An 18,682-nucleotide genomic window follows, 5' to 3' on the forward strand; every position below is an offset into this window, starting at 1 on the left:
GATTTATATCGGCTGAAAAGAACCAACAACACACAAATGAAACTTAAATTAATTGCATCCGTTTTATGCTGCCTTGCTGCCAAAGGGTTATTGGCACAGCAGAAAGATTGGGTCCACTATGTAAACACGCTGCAGGGCACCAATTCTAAACACGAACTTACCAGGGGAAATACCTATCCCACTACTGCACTGCCATTCGGCATGCATACCTGGACGCCCCAAACCGGCAGAAATGGCGATGGCTGGAAATATCAATACTTTAAAGATAAAATCAGGGGCTTTCAGCAGGCACACCAATGTAGCTCCTGGACAAGAGATTACGCGGTATTTTCTTTAATGCCCATGGTTAATGAACTGGTTGTTGATGAAAATCAGCGTGAAGCCAGGTTTAGCCATAAAGATGAAATTGCCAAACCCAATTATTATAAAGTAAAGTTCGAAAATGAAATTACCACAGAAATTTCTCCTTCAGAGCGGGGTGCACACCTGCGTTTCAGCTATCCGAAAGGCAAAAGAAGTTTCCTGATTCTGGATGGATACACCCGGCTTAGTGGCGTTCAGATTTATCCTAAAGAAAATAAAATTACTGGTTGGGTAAACAACGGAGAAGGTTTTAAACGTGGCTGGAAAAGTTATTTTGTGATTCAGTTCGATCAGCCTATAAAAGCTTATGGTACCTGGGAGAACAAACGCAATACCGTAAATAAAGATTCGCTCATTGCCGAAGGATTGGGCAAAGGTGCATTTGTACAGTTCGAATCAGGTACGAAAGTGCAGGTAAAAACCGCTTCCTCTTACATCAGCTTAAAACAGGCAGAACTGAATTTAAAGAGAGAATTAGGAAATGATAAAACTTTAGAAGATACCAAAGCCAATGCGGCTGCGATATGGAATAAATCGCTTGGTAAAATCGAAGTAGAAGGTGGATCGAAAGCCGATATGGAAACCTTTTATTCCTGCTTTTTCAGGGCAAGTTTGTTCTCGCGAAAGTTTTATGAACTGAACGAAGCCGGAAAACCTTACTATTTCAGCCCTTACGATGGAAAAGTACACAATGGATACATGTTTACCGATACCGGTTTCTGGGATACTTTTCGTGCGCAATTTCCTTTAAATACTTTGGTACAGCCCGAAATGCATGGGCGTTACATGCAGGCCATGCTCGATGCTTACGAACAATGTGGTTGGCTGCCTTCGTGGTCGTTCCCCAGCGAAGCGGGAAGCATGATCGGCAACCATGCCATTTCCTTACTGGCCGATGCCTGGGCGAAAGGAATCAGGACTTTCGATCCAAAGAAGGCACTGGATGCCTATTACCATGAAGCGATGAATAAAGGGCCATGGGGGCCGGCAAACGGAAGGGATGGCGTAAATGAATATAACCAATTGGGTTATGTACCTTATCCAAAATATAGAGAAGCTACTGCTAAAACTTTAGAATATGCCTACGATGATTATTGTGCTTATCAATTGGCCAAAATGATCGGCGATAAACATTATATGGAGGTTTTCGAAAAACCGATGTACAATTATAAAAATGTGTACGATCCTGCTACACGGTTTATGAGAGGCAAAAATGCAGAGGGCAAATGGTCACCAAATTTCGACCCGACAGAGTGGGGCGGACCTTTTACCGAAGGTAATGCCTGGCACTGGCAATGGTCGGTTTTTCAGGATACCAAAGGTTTAATTAGTTTAATGGGCGGAAATGACAATTTTACGGCTAAACTAGATTCTGTTTTTACTGAACCCAATAAAGTTAATGTGGGCTCTTACGGCGGCATGATCCACGAAATGACCGAAATGGTGATGGCTAACATGGGACAATATGCGCATGGCAATCAACCAATACAGCATATGGTATATTTATATAATTATGCCAATCAGCCCTGGAAAGCGCAGTTTCATGCCCGCGAAGTAATGCGAAAATTGTATGATGCTACCGAAAATGGTTACCCCGGAGATGAAGACCAGGGGCAAACCTCATCGTGGTATGTATTAAGTGCATTGGGTTTTTACAGCGTTACACCAGGTACAGGAGAATACGTTTTAGGTAGTCCCGTGTTTAAGAAAACGACTATTAATTTAGAAAATGGCAAAAAATTCGTAATCGAAGCACCCGCAAATGACGCAGAGCACGTTTATATTAAATCTGCAAGTTTAAACGGTAAAAATTTCACTAAAAACTTTATTAATCATAGCGATATTTTAAAGGGTGGCGTGTTAAAATTAGAAATGAATGTTAAACCTTCGTTAAATAGAGGACTTTTAGAAGACGATAAGCCATTTTCGCTGAGTAAATAAATATTGAATCGCTATTTTTGGCGCATTGATGAGAATTAGTAAAAATAACAGAAATATAGATATAGAATGGAAAAGCCTGTTGCATTAGGTGTAGATATTGGCGGCTCGCATATAACAGCCGCATTGGTGGATTTGGAAACAAGAACTTTGGTGAAGGATTCCATCAAGCGTAGCCCTGTGAACTCACAGGAGAATAAGGAAGTGATTTTATCGGCATGGTGCGATATTATCAGCAAAGCTTTTCAAAACATTAAAAACGGTGCGCGGAATGTGGGGATTGCCATGCCCGGACCGTTTAATTATAACGAAGGGATTTCATTGATCAAAGATCAGGATAAGTTTAAGTCGCTTTATCAGGTAAATGTTAAAGAAGAACTGGCCAAACGTTTAGATATCCCGGCAGAAAATATCCACTTTATAAATGATGCCGCTGGCTTTTTACAGGGTGAGGTTTTTGCCGGTGCTGCAAAAGGAAATGCAAGTGTACTAGGCCTAACATTGGGAACAGGGCTTGGATCTTCGCTTTGTTTAAACTACAAAGCCTTTGATGCCGACCTTTGGAACTCCGAATTTTTAGACGGAATTGCAGAAGATTACCTTTCTACGCGCTGGTTCGTAAAACGTTTTAACCAACTTAGCGGTAAAACGGTAGATGGCGTAAAAGAACTGGTCGAAATTGTAGAAACCGATCATTTTGCCACCAGGGTATTTATGGAGTTTGGCTATAACCTTGCCCAGTTCCTAATTCCGATTATCAGAAAACATAAAATAGATACCGTAATTGTTGGTGGTAATATTGCACAATCTTTTAGTGCTTTTGCACCTGAACTGATTGCTACACTTAAAGGTAATGGCATAGAAACCAGTATTAAAATTTCGGAACTTAAAGAGCACGCTGCGTTAATTGGCGCCGCCAGTTGTTGCGATTTAAGTTTAATCTAAAGTGTTTTACCAGAGTATTTTACATTTTTTATTCCCTTTAAAAATAACCGCAGAATTGCAATTTTAATAAAGTAATTCTGCGGTTAATCTTCATTTTTTCTTTTTTCTTAAGAAAATGATCCTTTTTATAGGATATTTTCATTCATTTTTCTCTTAAACATGACCAGCAGGAGAATTTTTTAATATTTCTTCATCAAAAAAAAGATATATAATTCTTGATTTATTAAGAATATGCTTATTATTGCTTAATAAAACGTTTTAGTCTTCAGTTATTTAAGTATTCTTATAGAGCTGATACAAGAGCAAGTGTTGATCATCGATCAAGGCTTTTTTTTACGAAACAAAACTAAAACGTTTTAGTTTAACCAAAAAGTAACTAACCATTCATACAGAAATAAGAGGAGAAACTCAATGAAGTAAAATTTACATTCTGATATACCCATTCTGCCCTGCGGAAACCAACAAACTAATCAAACACCAACCAAACTAATCATGACCAAAAACTTCCCAAACCAGCGCTGGCTGTCTATGCGCCATTAGTATTCTTTTCGTAATACGAGAGAGGCTAACGATAAAGGTAACTGAAAATCATTTCGCTGTAAATCAGCTGTTTGCGTTGTTAACTCCCAATTAACTTGTACAGGGGTTAATGTACTGAACTAATTATTTTCTACACATTTTAGAATTAGCGCTTCTTTAAAGACAGATTCAATTCCTGATCTATCATTGATCATGTGGCTAAATATTGCACATTTTAATAACCAACAAACTATAAATTAATCAATTATGAATCTTTTAAAAATGACCAAGAAAGCCGCAGGGCTCTGCTTTGCGTTAGCTTTACTTCTTGGATGCGGTAAAGAAGAGTACCCTGCAGTGGATCTTTTTACCTGGAAAGCAAAGGTAGATGTGACCGCTAAGGCCGTTGTATCTGTTAACTTTGAAAACTCCGGAGGTGCTTCAGCAGGAGAAGGATCGCTAAAAGTGGTTGATAATGATATCAACACAAAATTCCTGATCAATCCGTATCAGTCGGCCCTTTATATCCAGTTAACCTTTCCTTCACCCCAACAAGTGGCATCCTATACTTTAACATCGGGCGGTGATGCTCCCGACAGGGATCCTAAAAACTGGAAATTAAGCGGTTCTACAGATGGGAGCACCTGGGTAGATCTTGATACCAGAACAGGTGAAACATTTTCGGGCCGTAACATGACCAAAACCTACAGTTTCAAAAACAAAGTGCTTTACAAGTACTACAGACTTAGCATTACGGCAAATAACGGTGGCTCTTTGTTCCAGTTGTCTGAGTGGCGGGTAATTGAAGTGCCTGAGGAGCAACAGTAATTTATCACTCTTGCTATTACTAGACAAATTAAGATTATTCTGCCGGTTAGTATGGCAGGCAATAAGATTTTCAACTGATCAATAGACCAAATAACAGTATTTCTGTTAACAAAAAAAATTTTATGATGAAAAAAAATACAAATTTAACTGGGGGCAGGCTCAGGCTTAAAGATTGTGCTTTTAAGGCGCTTGCTTTTACAGTAGCCTTAAGCAGTGGTTTTTATGCAAAGGCCAATGCTTCAGCCATTAATATAAACAGTTCGGTTGCGGTTAGCCAAACCAGGGCCGATATTATAATCCGTGGTATCATTAAAGATGAGGCAGGTTTGCCTTTACCAGGTGCAGGTATCAAAGTAAAAGGCAGTTCTACCAGTGCAGCTGCAGATACGAACGGCGCATTTACCATTACTGTTCCTGATCAAAACACAGTTTTGGTTATAACTTATGTTGGTTATGATACCAAAGAGATTCCTGTGGGTACGCAAACAGTATTGGATATCCGTTTAAAAGAAACAGTAGGTGCCAATTTACAGGAGGTAGCTATTGTAGGTTTTGGTACGCAGAAAAAGGAAAGTTTGGTGGGTGCACAATCTTCAGTTAATGTGGCCGATTTAAAACAACCGGTTTCGAGCATGAGCCAGTTATTGGCAGGCCGTATACCGGGGGTAGTTAACGTATCTAGAAATGGTGAGCCAGGTGCAACAGGATCTGATATTTTTATCCGTGGTATATCTTCGTTAACAGGTACCGATAGGGGCCCGCTAGTAATTATCGATGGTGTTCCAAACCGTAACCTGAATGATATCAGTGTATATGATGTAGAGAATTTTACTGTACTGAAAGATGCTGCTGCAACAGCAGTATATGGTATCCGTGGTGCAAACGGTGTAATCCTGATCAATACCAAGCAGGGAAAAATTGGTACACCGAAAATCAATGTGGAATATTATGAAGGGGTGAGCCGTTTCACCAAAAGGCCACAGTTAATTGATGGTGTTGATTATATGAATTTAGCCAACGAAGCTAAGTATTCTGATTATTTAAGAGGTGGTGCAGCAGGTGCATTTACACCAGCATACTCAATTGATGCCGTTCAAAAAACAGCGGCAGGTACCGATCCGATCCTTTACCCTAATGTAAACTGGTTTGATGCCATATATAACGATTTTGGTAGAAACAGATCAGCAACAGCCAATTTAACCGGTGGTGTAAGTAACGCAAAATACTATGTATCCTTAGGTTATTATGGCGAAGATGGTTTATTTAAAACTGATGATGCCGTAAATTCTGCTGTAAAACAAAATTATGGCCGATACAATGTAAGCGCAAATTTAAACTGGGACATTACAGGTACAACTAAATTAGACTTAGGTATTAAGGGAATATTATCGCAAAATAACTACCCAAGTAACTTCAGTGCACAGGATATTTTTAGCCAGGCTTTCCAGATTAACCCAACCTCATTCCCCATTCTTTATCCAAATGGAAGTTTACCGGGTATCAGTCCGCAGTCCGATCAGCGTAACCCTTATGGTGATGTTACCCGCAATGGTTATAGGGTAGGATATACCAATCAGGTAAATTCTAACCTTCGTTTAACACAGGATTTAAAAGAGTTAACCCCGGGTTTATCGGTTACTTCAATGTATTCTTTTGATGCCAGTAATACCAATTTCATCAACAGGATTAAAAGGGAAACCATATATAGGATCAATCCTAACGACCCTTATATTACTCCCGGCAATCCAAATTCAGGTTATAAATATGGTTTGGTATTACAGGGACAGGATTTCTTAAATTATGGACGAACCAACAGGGGCGATAAGAAATTATACTTTGAGCTTGGCTTTAATTATAACCGTACATTCGGAAAGCATGCAGTAACCGGTTTATTATTGTACAACCAGAACGATAATACCAATCCATTTGTCGATAATTTAACACTATCTCTACCATATAGGTTACAGGGTATTGCCACCCGTGCTACTTATGCTTATGATAACAAGTATTTCTTCGAATTTAACATGGGCTATAACGGTTCAGAAAACTTTGCACCAAATAAACGTTATGGTTATTTCCCTGCAATAGGTTTGGGTTGGTTGCTTTCGAACGAGAAATTTTTCGAACCACTTAAAAATGCTATTCAGATGGTTAAATTCCGTTATTCTGATGGTATTGCAGGTAGTGGAGGAAGCGGTAACAGTTATGCCGATAACGAAGGCCAGCGCTTTTACTATTTAACAAAGGTAGGCGATTCGCCTAGTTATTCTTTTGGACAGAATGGAAACATCGTTCCGGGTAGCAATTCATCAACAGGTGGTTTAGGCGTAACGGCTTATGGGGTAGATGTAACCTGGGCCGAAACGCGTAAGCAGGATTTAGGTTTCGAAATAAAAACGTTAAATAATAACCTTTCGTTAATTGTCGATTTCTTTAAAGAAAGAAGAAAAGATCAGTTTATTACCAGGGGTACCGTGCCAAATTATATCGGTTTGGCCAATACGCCGATCGGTAACCTGGGTATTGTAGAAAATAAAGGTATTGATGGTACGATACAGTACGATGCAAGGTTTGGTGAAAACTGGTCGCTTAATTTAAGAGCCAACTTTACTTATAATAAAGATAAGGTAATTGAGAATGATCAGGCTCCTCAGGCTTATCCATGGATGGAGCAACGTGGTCTTAACGTACTGGCTGCTACAAGAGTAGGTTACATTGCCGAAAAATTATTCGATAGTCAGGCAGAAATCAATGCGAGCCCTACACAGTTTGGAACGCTGATGCCAGGCGATATCAAATACAAAGATTTAAACGGTGATGGTAAAATCGATTCGTTCGATAAAACGGTTATCGGTAGAGGTGACATTCCAAGTACCACTTATGGTTTCGGTTTCTCGTTAACCTATAAAAACTTCGATTTTGGTTTGTTCTTCCAGGGACAGGATAATGCCGATATTCTTTTGAATATTCCTTCATTCGCCAATTCTGGTGGTTTGGGTAATATGTTAGCAGTAGCTGCAGATCGCTGGACAACAACTAATCCCAGTCAGGATGCAGTGTATCCACGTTTATCTTATGGTGGTACCAATAACAATAACTATCAATCAAGCACCTGGTGGAAACGTGATATCAGTTTCTTAAGGTTGAAAAATGCAGATTTTGGTTACACGCTTAAAAATGGAATCAAATCTCTTGGTGTTAAACGCTTAAGGGTTTATGCAATGGGCTATAACGTATTTACCATCAGCAAATTCAAACTATGGGATCCCGAATTAGGTACAGATAACGGTACCAGATATCCGTTAACCTCAAATTATTCTTTAGGTTTAACCGCTAATTTTTAAAATAAAAAGGATGAAAAAAATATTAATATATACAGTTGCTGCATTACTTCTTGTAAGTAATTATGGCTGTAAGAAATTTTTAAACCAGGTACCTGATGATAGGTTAACCTTCGACCAGATGTACGAGAAAAAGGCTACTGTTGAGCGTGCACTTGCAAATGTTTATTCAACACTTCCTGATCAGGATCAGGACCGTTCTCCATCAGCTTTGGGTAATATTGGCCCGTGGACAGCCGCTTCTGATGAAGCAGATTATACCTTGCCCAACTTTAGCGAAAACGTAAACACAGGTGCCTGGGATGCAACTGCAGGGCAGGTAAATTATCACTGGCAAAATTATTATCGCGGCATACAGGCTGCCAGTTCATTTATGGCAAATGTTACTAAATGTACCGATTGTAACCTTGGTAATATTGATATCGTTAACCGTTATTATAATGAAGCAAAAGCATTGAGGGCTATTTATTATTATTACCTGGTGAGACAATACGGACCGGTAATTTTATTGGGCAATGATCCGATTGCATCTGATGCACCGTTGGCAGCAATCAGTAAACCACGTAACTCTATGGATGAGTGTATCGATTATATTGTAAGCGAATTAGAGGCAGCGAGTGCTAAATTGCCTGCTACTCCACAAGCTGCAGAAGATTATGGCCATATAACAGCGTCTGTGGCAGATGCTTATAAAATTAAGGCACTCCTAACTGCCGCGCGTCCGTTATTTAATGGTAATACAGATTATGCAAATCTTAAAAATCAGGATGGTAAGCAATTGATTAACCAAACTTACAGTGTTGCGAAATGGACAAGATTGGCAACAGCTGCTAAAGCATTTTTAAATAATGCCAATTATGGCAGTTATGCACTTTATAGTGTTACAGCCACACCTACAGGTTTGCCTAACAATGCTTTTAACAGAGCTTTTATTGCCACAAGAGATGTGTTTTTAAATGGCTGGAACTCTGAAATTATTTTTGGCAGAGGTGGAGACGTTACACTTTATCAATATTCTTTAGCGCCTAACCATGCAGGTGCTTCGGGTGGTGATAAAGGAGGTTCATTTTTATCCCCATCACAACAATTGGTAGATGCCTATTTTACGGCCAATGGTTTGCCGATAGAAAATGATCCATCTTATACAGCAAATGGTACTTCCGCTTTTCAGGCACCAGATCCTAACGATCAGGGGGTAACAAGGGCAATCAGTAATATGTATGTGAACCGCGAACCACGTTTTTATGCAAATATTACTTATTCAGGCCGTAAATGGATCAATACTTCGTCAAATATTGTTACCAGTTTCGAGTTTAATGGTAATGCAGGTAAATCGGCCATTGCAAATACAGATTATACAAAAACCGGTTATACTTCAAGAAAGCACCTTACAGTAGCGGGTTGGACAAATGGCAGGACTATTTTTACCATGATCAGGTTGGCTGAGATTTATCTGGATTATATCGAAGCATTACAAGAGTCGAATCCTTCTGATCCGGATATCCTGATTTATTTAAACAGAATTCGTACAAGAGCGGGGATTCCTGCTTATGGAACCGGCGGACTTCCTATTCCAACCGATATGAAAGATGCTATTCGTAGAGAAAGACGCGTTGAGCTGGCTTTCGAGTTAGACCGCTATTTCTATACAAGAGAGTGGAAAATTGCAGAAACTACAGATACACAAATCAGGGGTTTAAATATTACCCAAAACGCACCTGGATTTTTTACACCAGTAGTTACCGAAAACAGGGTTTTCCAAAAGAAACACTATCTGTGGCCAATACCAAGTGGTGAAATTCAAAAAGTTCCTGTAATTGTACAAAATACAGGCTGGTAAAATTAAAAGCACCGGGTATTTCACCTGGTGCTTTTTAATTCCTTAACATTTAACCTATGAAAAATATTTTCCCATTATCAGCAATAACCGTGGTTTTACTTCTGGCCTGTAATACTAAAAAGGAACCTGTAGAAACGGTGAAACCTGCGCCTCCACTGGTAGAAGCAATAGATCCGCCAGATGCACCACCTAAAACCTGGAAAGAGCATTGGTTCGAACATGTGCAATTACTTAACCGTGTATCGTACGATACCAGCGTAGTGGTTTATTATGACGGCGATGTTAAACCCACCATTGTTTGGCCAAAAACCTATATGGCCGAAGCCTGGAATTACACCAAAAAAGCTTATGGTAAATTTGGAGATGATAGCCGCTTATTTGTAATTTACCATGCCGGTAAATATGGCGGTGGTCATCCGGGGACCTATCTTGATGCCGGTCATGATTACCGGAATGTTACGGACTGCGGTTCTAACGACCTTAATGCATGGGTAACCGGGGTAGATAACGACATTGATTTATCAACCCACGAAATTGGCCATATTGTAGAAGGAGCATCGAAAGGTATAAAAGAATCTCCGGCTTTTGATATCTGGCACGACAGTAAATGGATGGAAATCTATCAATACGATGTGTATCTGGGGTTAAACAGAACTGCTGATGCACAACGCTGGTCGGCTAAAATGATGACCACAACCGATAGTTATCCAAGAGCAGGTACACAATGGTTTAAAAACTGGTTTTTACCAGTTTACGAAAACTATGGCAAAACAAAAGTATTAAACGGCTTCTTTACCCTTTTGTCTCAGCAATTCCCTAAACAGGCTATTACTGTACAGGGCAAAAGTTACCAGCAATATACCCGGAAAATGAATTTTGGCGAGTTTATCCATTTCTGGAGCGGCGCAGCCAAAGCAGACCTGGCCCCATTGGCATTAAGCGCTTTCGGACCGAAAGACGAAAAAGGTGCAGACTGGGCACCAATGCTGGCCAAAGCGAAATCCGATTTTCCTAACATTAACTACTAAATTTATTTAAGCGAAAGATTCAGGATATATACCTGGATCTTTCTTTTTTTTATTATAAACACACAAATAAAACAATGAACAACAAATTTTTAATCCTCACATTGCTATCATTTTTAACAACAGCTGCTTATGCGCAGAACAGGGAAAGAGGGTATAAGCTAACTATTAACGATAAAGACAGCGCAACAAATCCAACGGTAGATCATAAACTGGAAGCCGCTTTTTTTAATGTGTATCCGGGTTTTGCTCAGGCAGATGGCTACCGAACGAAAAGAAATGTGGTGCTGGATTTTGTAACCGATGAAACACCTACAATTAAAGCCAAAGCCGGCGAAATTAAAGTGAACAGCGAATGGGTTAAAAACAAATCTCAAAAGAAAATTGAGAAAGAATTATTTACCGCACTTTCCAAAAACTGGGTATCATACAGTAAAGAAAAACATAAAGGATACAGTTTAACTTTCATCAGCAAAGACCCGAATTTGGATCCTGAGGTGAGAAAAAACCTAATTTCTACCTATTTCGAAATCTACCCCACTTTGGTAAAAACATTTAACGATAAATCTACTCACGATGTTTTATTCGTTGTTGATACTGCTTATAAAGCCGTGGCAGAAGCTAGTGGGAACAGAATTTTGTTCAGCGCGGGTTATATGAAAGCACACCCAACTGATATTGATGTGGTTACACACGAAACTATGCATATTGTTCAGGGTTATGGTTACAGCGCTGGTCCGGTTTGGTTAACAGAAGGCATTGCCGATTATGTGCGTTATAAATATGGAGTAGATAATGTAGGCTCGAAATGGAGTCTGCCGGCTTATAACGAAAAACAGAGTTATACCAACAGTTACCGCATTACTGCCCGCTTTTTTGCCTGGTTAGAGCAAAACGTAAAACCGGGATTAATTGCCACATTGGATCAGCAATTAAGGGCACATCAATACACCGCACAATCGTGGGAAACCTTAACCGGAAAAACCCTCGATCAGCTGTGGACAGATTATGGTAAAGAACCACAAAAAGTAACCCTGACTTATAGTAGTAAGAAATAATTACCTAATGGCCGTCATCTCGACTGGAACGCAATGGAATGCCTGCCCGTACAGGCGGGGAGAGATCTATCCCGAGATAGATTTAGCTTCGCTGAGCCTTCGGGTTCTCTGCTCTATTGCACTCCGCTCGAAATGACGACCGCTGTTTTGTAAAAATAACCATCACTAAAGTAAAATTTTTGATCATTTACTAAAACGTTTTACATAAAATAATTAATTTGCAGAATTAAACGCTAACCAAAACACTAATATCCCATAATAAATGAAAAAAATATCTATTCTTTCGGTTTTCGTGATGCTTGTTTCGGCCTTATCAGTGCAGTTGAAAGCGCAGGAAATCACTAAAAAGAGCGGTTATACCTTATCGTTCGAAAGCAACTTCAAAGAACTTGATCCACAACTTAAAAAGCGGCTGATCAAAACCTTTTTCGAAGTTTATCCGAAACTGGCAAAAGAATACAATCCGTCTACCATTAAAGAAGTAAAGTTTTTTGTAGATACGGCTTATAAGGGTGTAGCTGCAACCGCTGATGGTAAAGTAACCTTTAGTTCGATGTGGATGATAAAACACCCCGAAGATATTGATGTAGTTACCCACGAAGTAATGCACATCGTACAGGATTATGGCCGCAGTGTTGGTCCGGGTTGGTTAACCGAAGGTATTGCCGATTATGCCCGCTATAAATTCGGCGTAGATAATGCCGGTGCCAAATGGGCGTTACCAGCGCTAAAACCAGATCATTCTTATAAAAACAGTTACCGCATTACTGCTGCATTTTTTGCCTGGATAGAAAAAGATGTAAAACCAGGTACCATTAAAGCCGTTGATGCTTCTTTAAGAGACCATACCTATACCAAAGAAATCTGGACCAAATTAACCGGTAAAGATTTAGATGCACTTTGGGCAGATTACGTTAAAAATTCGCAAGTTTAAAAAATAATTATTCCCATATAAAAAACACAAACACAACAAATGAAACGATTATTTATCGCCTTACTGGGTTTTGCAGCAACAACCAGCTTTGCACAAACAATAGGTAAGGTAACAGATCCGGTAGATTGGATAAACCCGTTAATGGGAACAGCCTCCAAACCGTCATTATCTAATGGAAATACCTATCCGGCAATCGGCTTGCCATGGGGAATGAACATGTGGACACCACAGACCGGCAAAAGCGGCGATGGGTGGGCATATACTTATGAAGCCGATAAAATCCGCGGATTTAAACAAACCCACCAGCCATCTCCATGGATGAACGATTACGGCGCTTTTTCAATTATGCCCGTAACCGGAAAATTAAGATTTACTGATGACGACCGTGCAAGCTGGTTTAGCCACAAAGCAGAGGTTTCCAAACCATATTATTACAGCGTTTATTTGGCTGACGCTGATGTAACTACTGAAATTACCCCAACAGAAAGAGCAGCCCAATTCAGATTTACATTCCCTAAAACCGATAGTTCTTACGTAGTTGTAGATGCCCAGAACAGAGGATCGTACATTAAAATCATTCCGGCTGAAAGAAAAATCATCGGTTATACCACTAAATATGCCCGTGGTCCGTTGCCTAAAAACTTCAAAAACTATTTTGTAATCTATTTCAATAAAGATTTTAAACTGGCCAAAACCTGGGATGATAAAAAACTGAACGATAAAGATTTAGAACTGACTGTAGATCACGCTGGTGCTGTTATTGGTTTCGCTACACAAAAAGGTGAGCAGGTAATTGCAAAAGTGGCTTCTTCTTTTATCAGCTTCGAACAGGCCGATCTTAACTTAAAAAGAGAACTGGCTAGCGATGGTTTCGATGCTACAAAAGCAAAAGGCAGGGCAACCTGGAATAAAACGTTAAGCAAAATTTCGGTTGAAGGTGGTACCATCGATCAGGCCCGCACTTTTTATTCGGCCATGTACCGTACCTTGTTCTTCCCGAACAAATTGTACGAAGTTGATGCACAAAACCAAATTGTACACTGGAGTCCATATAATGGTCAGGTTTTACCGGGCTACATGTTCGCCGGTACCGGTTTCTGGGATACTTTCAGGGCATTATACCCTTTCTTAAACCTGGTTTATCCTTCTATCAACAAAGAAATGCAACAGGGTTTAATCAACGATTACAAAGAGGGTGGTTGGTTGCCAGAGTGGAGCAGCCCGGGTTATGCCAACATCATGGTGGGTAACAACTCTGCTTCAGTAGTTTCTGATGCTTATATTAAAGGAATGCGTGGTTACGACATCGAAACTTTATGGCAGGCGGTAAAACATGGTGCCAATAACGAAGGCCCGATGGAAGCTGTTGGTCGCGATGGTGTTAAATATTACAACGAATTGGGTTATGTGCCTTTCGATGTGAAAAAGAACGAAAATGCGGCTAAAACTTTAGAATATTCTTATGATGACTTCACCATCTACCAATTGGGTAGGGCTTTAGGTAAACCGGCATCGGAGATCGACATCTACAAGAAAAGAGCCATGAACTATAAAAATCTTTTCGATCCGGCTTCTGGCTTAATGCGCGGTAAAAACCAGGATGGAACTTTCCAAAGCCCGTTCAGTCCGTTTAAATGGGGCGGTGCATTTACCGAAGGGAACAGCTGGCACTACACCTGGTCGGTTTTCCAGGATGTTGATGGTTTAGCCAAATTAATGGGCGGACATGATAAATTTGTAACCAAACTCGATTCGGTTTTCTCTATGCCTCCGGTATTTGATGAAAGCGCTTACGGTGGTGTAATCCACGAAATCCGCGAAATGCAGATTGCAAACATGGGTCAGTATGCACATGGTAACCAGCCTATCCAGCACATGATTTACCTGTACAACTATGGTGGTGCCCCTTACAAAACACAATATTGGGTACGCGAAACCATGAACAGGATGTATAAAGCTACACCTGATGGTTATTGCGGTGATGAAGATAACGGGCAAACTTCTGCCTGGTATGTTTTCTCGGCAATGGGTTTCTACCCGGTAACACCAGCAGTTGATCAGTATGTTTTAGGCGCACCGTTGTTTAAAAAGGTAACCATTACTTTAGAAAACGGTAAAACTGTTGTCATCAATGCACCAGCTAATAGCGATAACAACCGTTACGTGCAAACCTTGCAAATGAATGGTAAACCTTATTCAAAAAACTGGATCAGCCACAGTGGTTTGCAAAAGGGTGCGGTGTTAGATTTTAACATGACCGCAACGCCAAACAAAACAAGAGGTACAAACCCTGCTGATTTCCCTTACTCGTTATCAACAGAAAAATAGAAAAACAATTAAGGCTGTATCATATAAATAGATTTGTCATCCAGAGCCCATCGAAGGAAGAATAAAATTTGTTATGATGATACAGCCTGATATTTAAGGAAAACCTTAGTCCCCAAAAGGACTAAACTAAAAAACCAAATATATGAACATCAACGTCTCTAAGACGGGGTTTACAGCCATCATCTGGCTTTGCGGAACCCTGCTGGCATTTGGTCAGCGTATCGATCTCAAAGATCTTTCTGCCTTTAAAAATCCTTCAAATTCATGGTCGCTTGCTCAAAATGTGGTGGCCGATCTTAATGCCGAAAATGTTTTAAAAACAACTAAAGGCGAAGGTATATTAGTAAACCAATCAACCGCAAAAAAAGCCGGTGCCGATTTATATACGGTAAACGAATATGGCGATGTAGCCGTAGAACTAGATTATTTAACCGCCAAAGGAACCAATTCTGGTATTTATCTTCAGGGCAATTACGAAATCCAGATCGATGATGCCTGGGGTTTAAAAAATGCTACTTCATCAAACAATGGCGGCATTTACCAACGCTGGGACGACAGCAAACCTGAAGCCGATAAAGGTTTTGGTGGTGTTGCTCCCCGTCAGAATGCAAGTAAAGCGCCTGGTTTATGGCAGCACATTAAAATTATTTTCAAGGCGCCAAAGTTTGATGCTTCGGGAACAAAAACGCAAAACGCAAAAATCATCAGCGTAGAATTAAACGGTGTATTGATCCACGAAAATGTAGAGCTTTTTGGCGCAACCAGAGGTGCAGCAGGTGCCGAAAAAGCGAAAGGCCCTTTGCGTTTGCAAGGCGACCACGGTTCGGTTGCTTTTAAAAATATCTCAATCACCGAATTATCTGATATTCCTAAATCAGACCAAAGAGGCGGTGCTGATCCGATTTATATCGAAGCAGCAAGCAATAACATGATCAGAAGTTTTGTTGATGTGGTTCCGGGTGTACGTTCGGTACACGCTATTTCGGTAGGTGGACCAGAAAAAACAGCTTATAGCTATGATTTGGATAACGGAACCTTATTACAAGGCTGGCATGGTAATTTTGTTGATGCGACCCCGATGTGGGATGGTCGCGGAAACGGAACCTCACGTCCGTTGGGCAGTATTACCCGTTTTACCAAAAAACCGGTTTTGGCCATTGCGAAATTAGCAAACGATCAGGCGGCCTGGATTGCCGATACCGCAGGTACTGGCTTCAGAACCAAAGGTTATATAATGGATAAGCAGGACCGTCCGGAGTTTAAATACATCATCAACGGAGCTCAGGTTACCGATGCGATTAAAGTAATGGAAAATGGACAAGGTTTAACCAGAGAGATTACTATTAATAAACCATCAAAAGACTTATATTTCTTATTGGCTACTGCTTCTAACATTGAAGAAGCTGGCAAAGGTTTGTATTTAATTGATGATAAAGCATATTATATACAGCTTGGTGAAGGTACCGCAAAACCTATTATTAGAAATATTGATGGCAAATGGGAAATAATTGCAGCCATTGGAACCAGGTTAAATTATACCATTTTGTTTTAATTGTGATGACAATGAGAAATACATTCAAAAAATTAGCAATACTGGCATTAAGTTTTAGCTTTTCTACAGTTTTTGCACAGGAAACCCCGAAAGAAGAAGATTTTTTCAAAATAAATAAAGTACGCGTACCAGAAGGACCGATTTTAGAAGTTGGTGGTTTAATTGCCATGCCAAACGGCGATTTAGCCATTTCTACCCGTAGAGGAGAAGTGTTTATTGTAGAAAACCCCACGAGTACCAAGCCTTACTGGCGCAGATTTGCTTACGGACTGCACGAAATTTTAGGTATTGCCTATAAAAACGGGGCATTGTACGTGGCACAACGTGGCGAATTAACCAAACTGGTAGATAAAGATCAGGATGGCAAAGCCGATGTGTACGAAACCGTTTATGCATGGCCTTTAAGCGGTCACTATCACGAATATAGTTTCGGACCTAAATTAATGCCTGATGGTACCTTTATGGTTACCGCAAACGTTGCCTTCGGCGATGAAGAATGGTGGCGTGCAGAAAGCCGTGTACCCATGCGTGGTTGGGCCATGAACATTACCGAAGATGGTAAAATGAGTCCTTATGCTGCGGGTTTCCGTTCTCCTGCCGGTATTGGTAGCATTGACGGTAAATTTTATTACACCGAAAACCAGGGCGACTGGGTAGGATCAGGCGGTTTGTGGAAAGTAAACAAAGGCGATTTTATGGGCCACCCTGCAAGTTTAAGGTGGACAAACCTTCCGAATTCTCCTGTTAAATTACAATCCGATTTCTTCTATTCACAAATGGACGAGCGTCGTATTAAAAACGAACAAGGCCGGTACATTAAACCGGAAAACAGGGTGAACGAAACTTTCAAAACCTTATTCGAAATGAAAAAGGTATTCCCTGAACTGCGTTTACCGGCAGTTTGGTTACCTTACGGTATTTTGGGTATCTCTTCTGCAGAGCCTGTTAAAATTCCCGCCAATACATTCGGTCCCTTTGCCGGTCAGATTTTGGTTGGCGATCAGGGAATGAGTATCATCTCGAGGATTTTTATGGAAACCGTAAAAGGTGAAGAACAAGGCGCAGCCTTCCTTTTCCGCAAAGGTTTCCGTTCAGGTGTGTTAAGATTAGAGTGGGGCACTGACGGATCATTATTTGTGGGCGAAACCAACCGTGGCTGGGGATCTGCAGGTGATGCCAACGAAGGTTTGGAAAGATTGGTGTACAATAACAAAACCCCATTCGAAATGAAAGCGGTTAGGGCAATGCCTGACGGTTTCGAGGTAGAATTTACCATGCCTGTTGATCGTAAATCTGCAGAAGACTTGGCTTCGTACAATGCAGAGAGCTTTATTTACAAATACCACCCGGTTTATGGTTCACCTCCGGTAAATACCGAGAAACTAAAAATCTCTGGTGTTAAAGTTTCGGCTGATGGGTTAAAAGCAAGGATTATCGTTTCTAATCTCCGTCAGTATTATATCCATACCTTAACCCTCGATGGTATTCGTTCGCAGGATGGTTTTTACTCTCTGATTCATCCGGTAGCCTATTATACTTTAAATCAGATTCCTGACGGAAACAAACTCTCTGCCAGCGAAGTAAGCACTAAAAACTCTGCAGCAACACCAGCTGTACCTGCAAAGAAAACGGCCATACCGAAAGTAACAACCGGTAAAGCACCAGAAGCCAAAGGAGCAACTGCAACAGAAACCAAGCCGGCTACTACAGCAGCAAAAGCACCTACCTACAAAGAAGTAGAAGGCCTTTTGACTAAAAATACCTGCTTAGCCTGCCACAACCCAACTAAAAGACAAATTGGGCCACCCTTTGCAGAAATTGCTAAACGTAAATATTCACCAGAAAAAATATTTCAGTTGATCCATAACCCACAACCACAAAACTGGCCGGGTTACTCAACAGAAATGCCTCCAATGCCGCAGGTAACCAAAGCAGAAGCTTTAAAAATTGCCGGCTGGATCAATTCTTTAAACAAATAAGTTAGTTAGTATAGTTGTTAGGAACGGTTAGT

The 18,682-nt window shown here is 40.4% G+C and carries 11 protein-coding genes; all 11 read left to right on the forward strand.

The genetic code is table 11. The annotated features are described in order from the left end of the window. The first annotated feature begins 36 nt into the window (after positions 1–36). The 11 genes from ACTJKC_RS13160 to ACTJKC_RS13210 all read left to right on the forward strand — a co-directional run bounded on the left by ACTJKC_RS13160 (position 37) and on the right by ACTJKC_RS13210 (position 18,650). A complete protein-coding gene (locus ACTJKC_RS13160; RefSeq protein ID WP_440792511.1) occupies positions 37–2,304 on the forward strand; it encodes a GH92 family glycosyl hydrolase in 2,268 nt (755 codons plus the stop codon). A 66-nt stretch (positions 2,305–2,370) separates the two neighbouring features. Further along, positions 2,371–3,246, forward strand: coding sequence for an ROK family protein (locus tag ACTJKC_RS13165; protein ID WP_440792513.1), 876 nt, complete (start codon positions 2,371–2,373; stop codon positions 3,244–3,246). A 786-nt stretch (positions 3,247–4,032) separates the two neighbouring features. Continuing rightward, positions 4,033–4,593 (forward strand): discoidin domain-containing protein, encoded by a 561-nt coding sequence (locus ACTJKC_RS13170; RefSeq protein ID WP_440792515.1) that lies wholly within the window; start codon positions 4,033–4,035, stop codon positions 4,591–4,593. A gap of 122 nt (positions 4,594–4,715) precedes the next feature. Then, positions 4,716–7,937 (forward strand): SusC/RagA family TonB-linked outer membrane protein, encoded by a 3,222-nt coding sequence (locus ACTJKC_RS13175; RefSeq protein ID WP_440792517.1) that lies wholly within the window; start codon positions 4,716–4,718, stop codon positions 7,935–7,937. 10 nt (positions 7,938–7,947) lie between these two features. Continuing rightward, the gene (locus tag ACTJKC_RS13180) at positions 7,948–9,774 is read left to right on the forward strand and encodes a RagB/SusD family nutrient uptake outer membrane protein (protein WP_440792520.1); all 1,827 of its coding nucleotides are present in this window, start codon (positions 7,948–7,950) and stop codon (positions 9,772–9,774) included. Positions 9,775–9,830: 56 nt separating this feature from the next. Next, positions 9,831–10,802, forward strand: a complete 972-nt coding sequence (locus tag ACTJKC_RS13185; RefSeq protein ID WP_440792522.1) for a hypothetical protein — start codon at positions 9,831–9,833, stop codon at positions 10,800–10,802. A 74-nt stretch (positions 10,803–10,876) separates the two neighbouring features. Next, positions 10,877–11,857, forward strand: coding sequence for a basic secretory protein-like protein (locus tag ACTJKC_RS13190; protein ID WP_440792524.1), 981 nt, complete (start codon positions 10,877–10,879; stop codon positions 11,855–11,857). A 262-nt stretch (positions 11,858–12,119) separates the two neighbouring features. After that, on the forward strand, positions 12,120–12,791 hold the full coding sequence (locus ACTJKC_RS13195) for a basic secretory protein-like protein (RefSeq protein WP_440792526.1): 672 nt from the start codon (positions 12,120–12,122) through the stop codon (positions 12,789–12,791). A 39-nt stretch (positions 12,792–12,830) separates the two neighbouring features. Continuing rightward, complete coding sequence (locus ACTJKC_RS13200) at positions 12,831–15,119, forward strand: GH92 family glycosyl hydrolase (RefSeq protein WP_440792528.1); 2,289 nt, start codon at positions 12,831–12,833, stop codon at positions 15,117–15,119. 142 nt (positions 15,120–15,261) lie between these two features. Next, complete coding sequence (locus ACTJKC_RS13205; RefSeq protein WP_440792530.1) at positions 15,262–16,671, forward strand: 3-keto-disaccharide hydrolase; 1,410 nt, start codon at positions 15,262–15,264, stop codon at positions 16,669–16,671. Positions 16,672–16,682: 11 nt separating this feature from the next. After that, positions 16,683–18,650, forward strand: a complete 1,968-nt coding sequence (locus ACTJKC_RS13210; protein ID WP_440792532.1) for a hypothetical protein — start codon at positions 16,683–16,685, stop codon at positions 18,648–18,650. The last annotated feature ends 32 nt before the right edge of the window (positions 18,651–18,682 follow it).

This window comes from Pedobacter sp. 22226 (assembly GCF_052045455.1).
Lineage (GTDB): Bacteria > Bacteroidota > Bacteroidia > Sphingobacteriales > Sphingobacteriaceae > Pedobacter > Pedobacter jeongneungensis.

Bases quoted from the DNA above. Each gene is read 5' to 3' on its own strand.
- ACTJKC_RS13160 (WP_440792511.1), top strand. From the start codon at position 37: ATGAAACTTAAATTAATTGCATCCGTTTTATGCTGCCTTGCTGCCAAA.
- ACTJKC_RS13175 (WP_440792517.1), top strand. From the start codon at position 4,716: ATGATGAAAAAAAATACAAATTTAACTGGGGGCAGGCTCAGGCTTAAA.
- ACTJKC_RS13180 (WP_440792520.1), top strand. From the start codon at position 7,948: ATGAAAAAAATATTAATATATACAGTTGCTGCATTACTTCTTGTAAGT.
- ACTJKC_RS13205 (WP_440792530.1), top strand. From the start codon at position 15,262: ATGAACATCAACGTCTCTAAGACGGGGTTTACAGCCATCATCTGGCTT.
- ACTJKC_RS13165 (WP_440792513.1), top strand. From the start codon at position 2,371: ATGGAAAAGCCTGTTGCATTAGGTGTAGATATTGGCGGCTCGCATATA.
- ACTJKC_RS13200 (WP_440792528.1), top strand. From the start codon at position 12,831: ATGAAACGATTATTTATCGCCTTACTGGGTTTTGCAGCAACAACCAGC.
- ACTJKC_RS13195 (WP_440792526.1), top strand. From the start codon at position 12,120: ATGAAAAAAATATCTATTCTTTCGGTTTTCGTGATGCTTGTTTCGGCC.
- ACTJKC_RS13185 (WP_440792522.1), top strand. From the start codon at position 9,831: ATGAAAAATATTTTCCCATTATCAGCAATAACCGTGGTTTTACTTCTG.
- ACTJKC_RS13210 (WP_440792532.1), top strand. From the start codon at position 16,683: ATGAGAAATACATTCAAAAAATTAGCAATACTGGCATTAAGTTTTAGC.
- ACTJKC_RS13170 (WP_440792515.1), top strand. From the start codon at position 4,033: ATGAATCTTTTAAAAATGACCAAGAAAGCCGCAGGGCTCTGCTTTGCG.
- ACTJKC_RS13190 (WP_440792524.1), top strand. From the start codon at position 10,877: ATGAACAACAAATTTTTAATCCTCACATTGCTATCATTTTTAACAACA.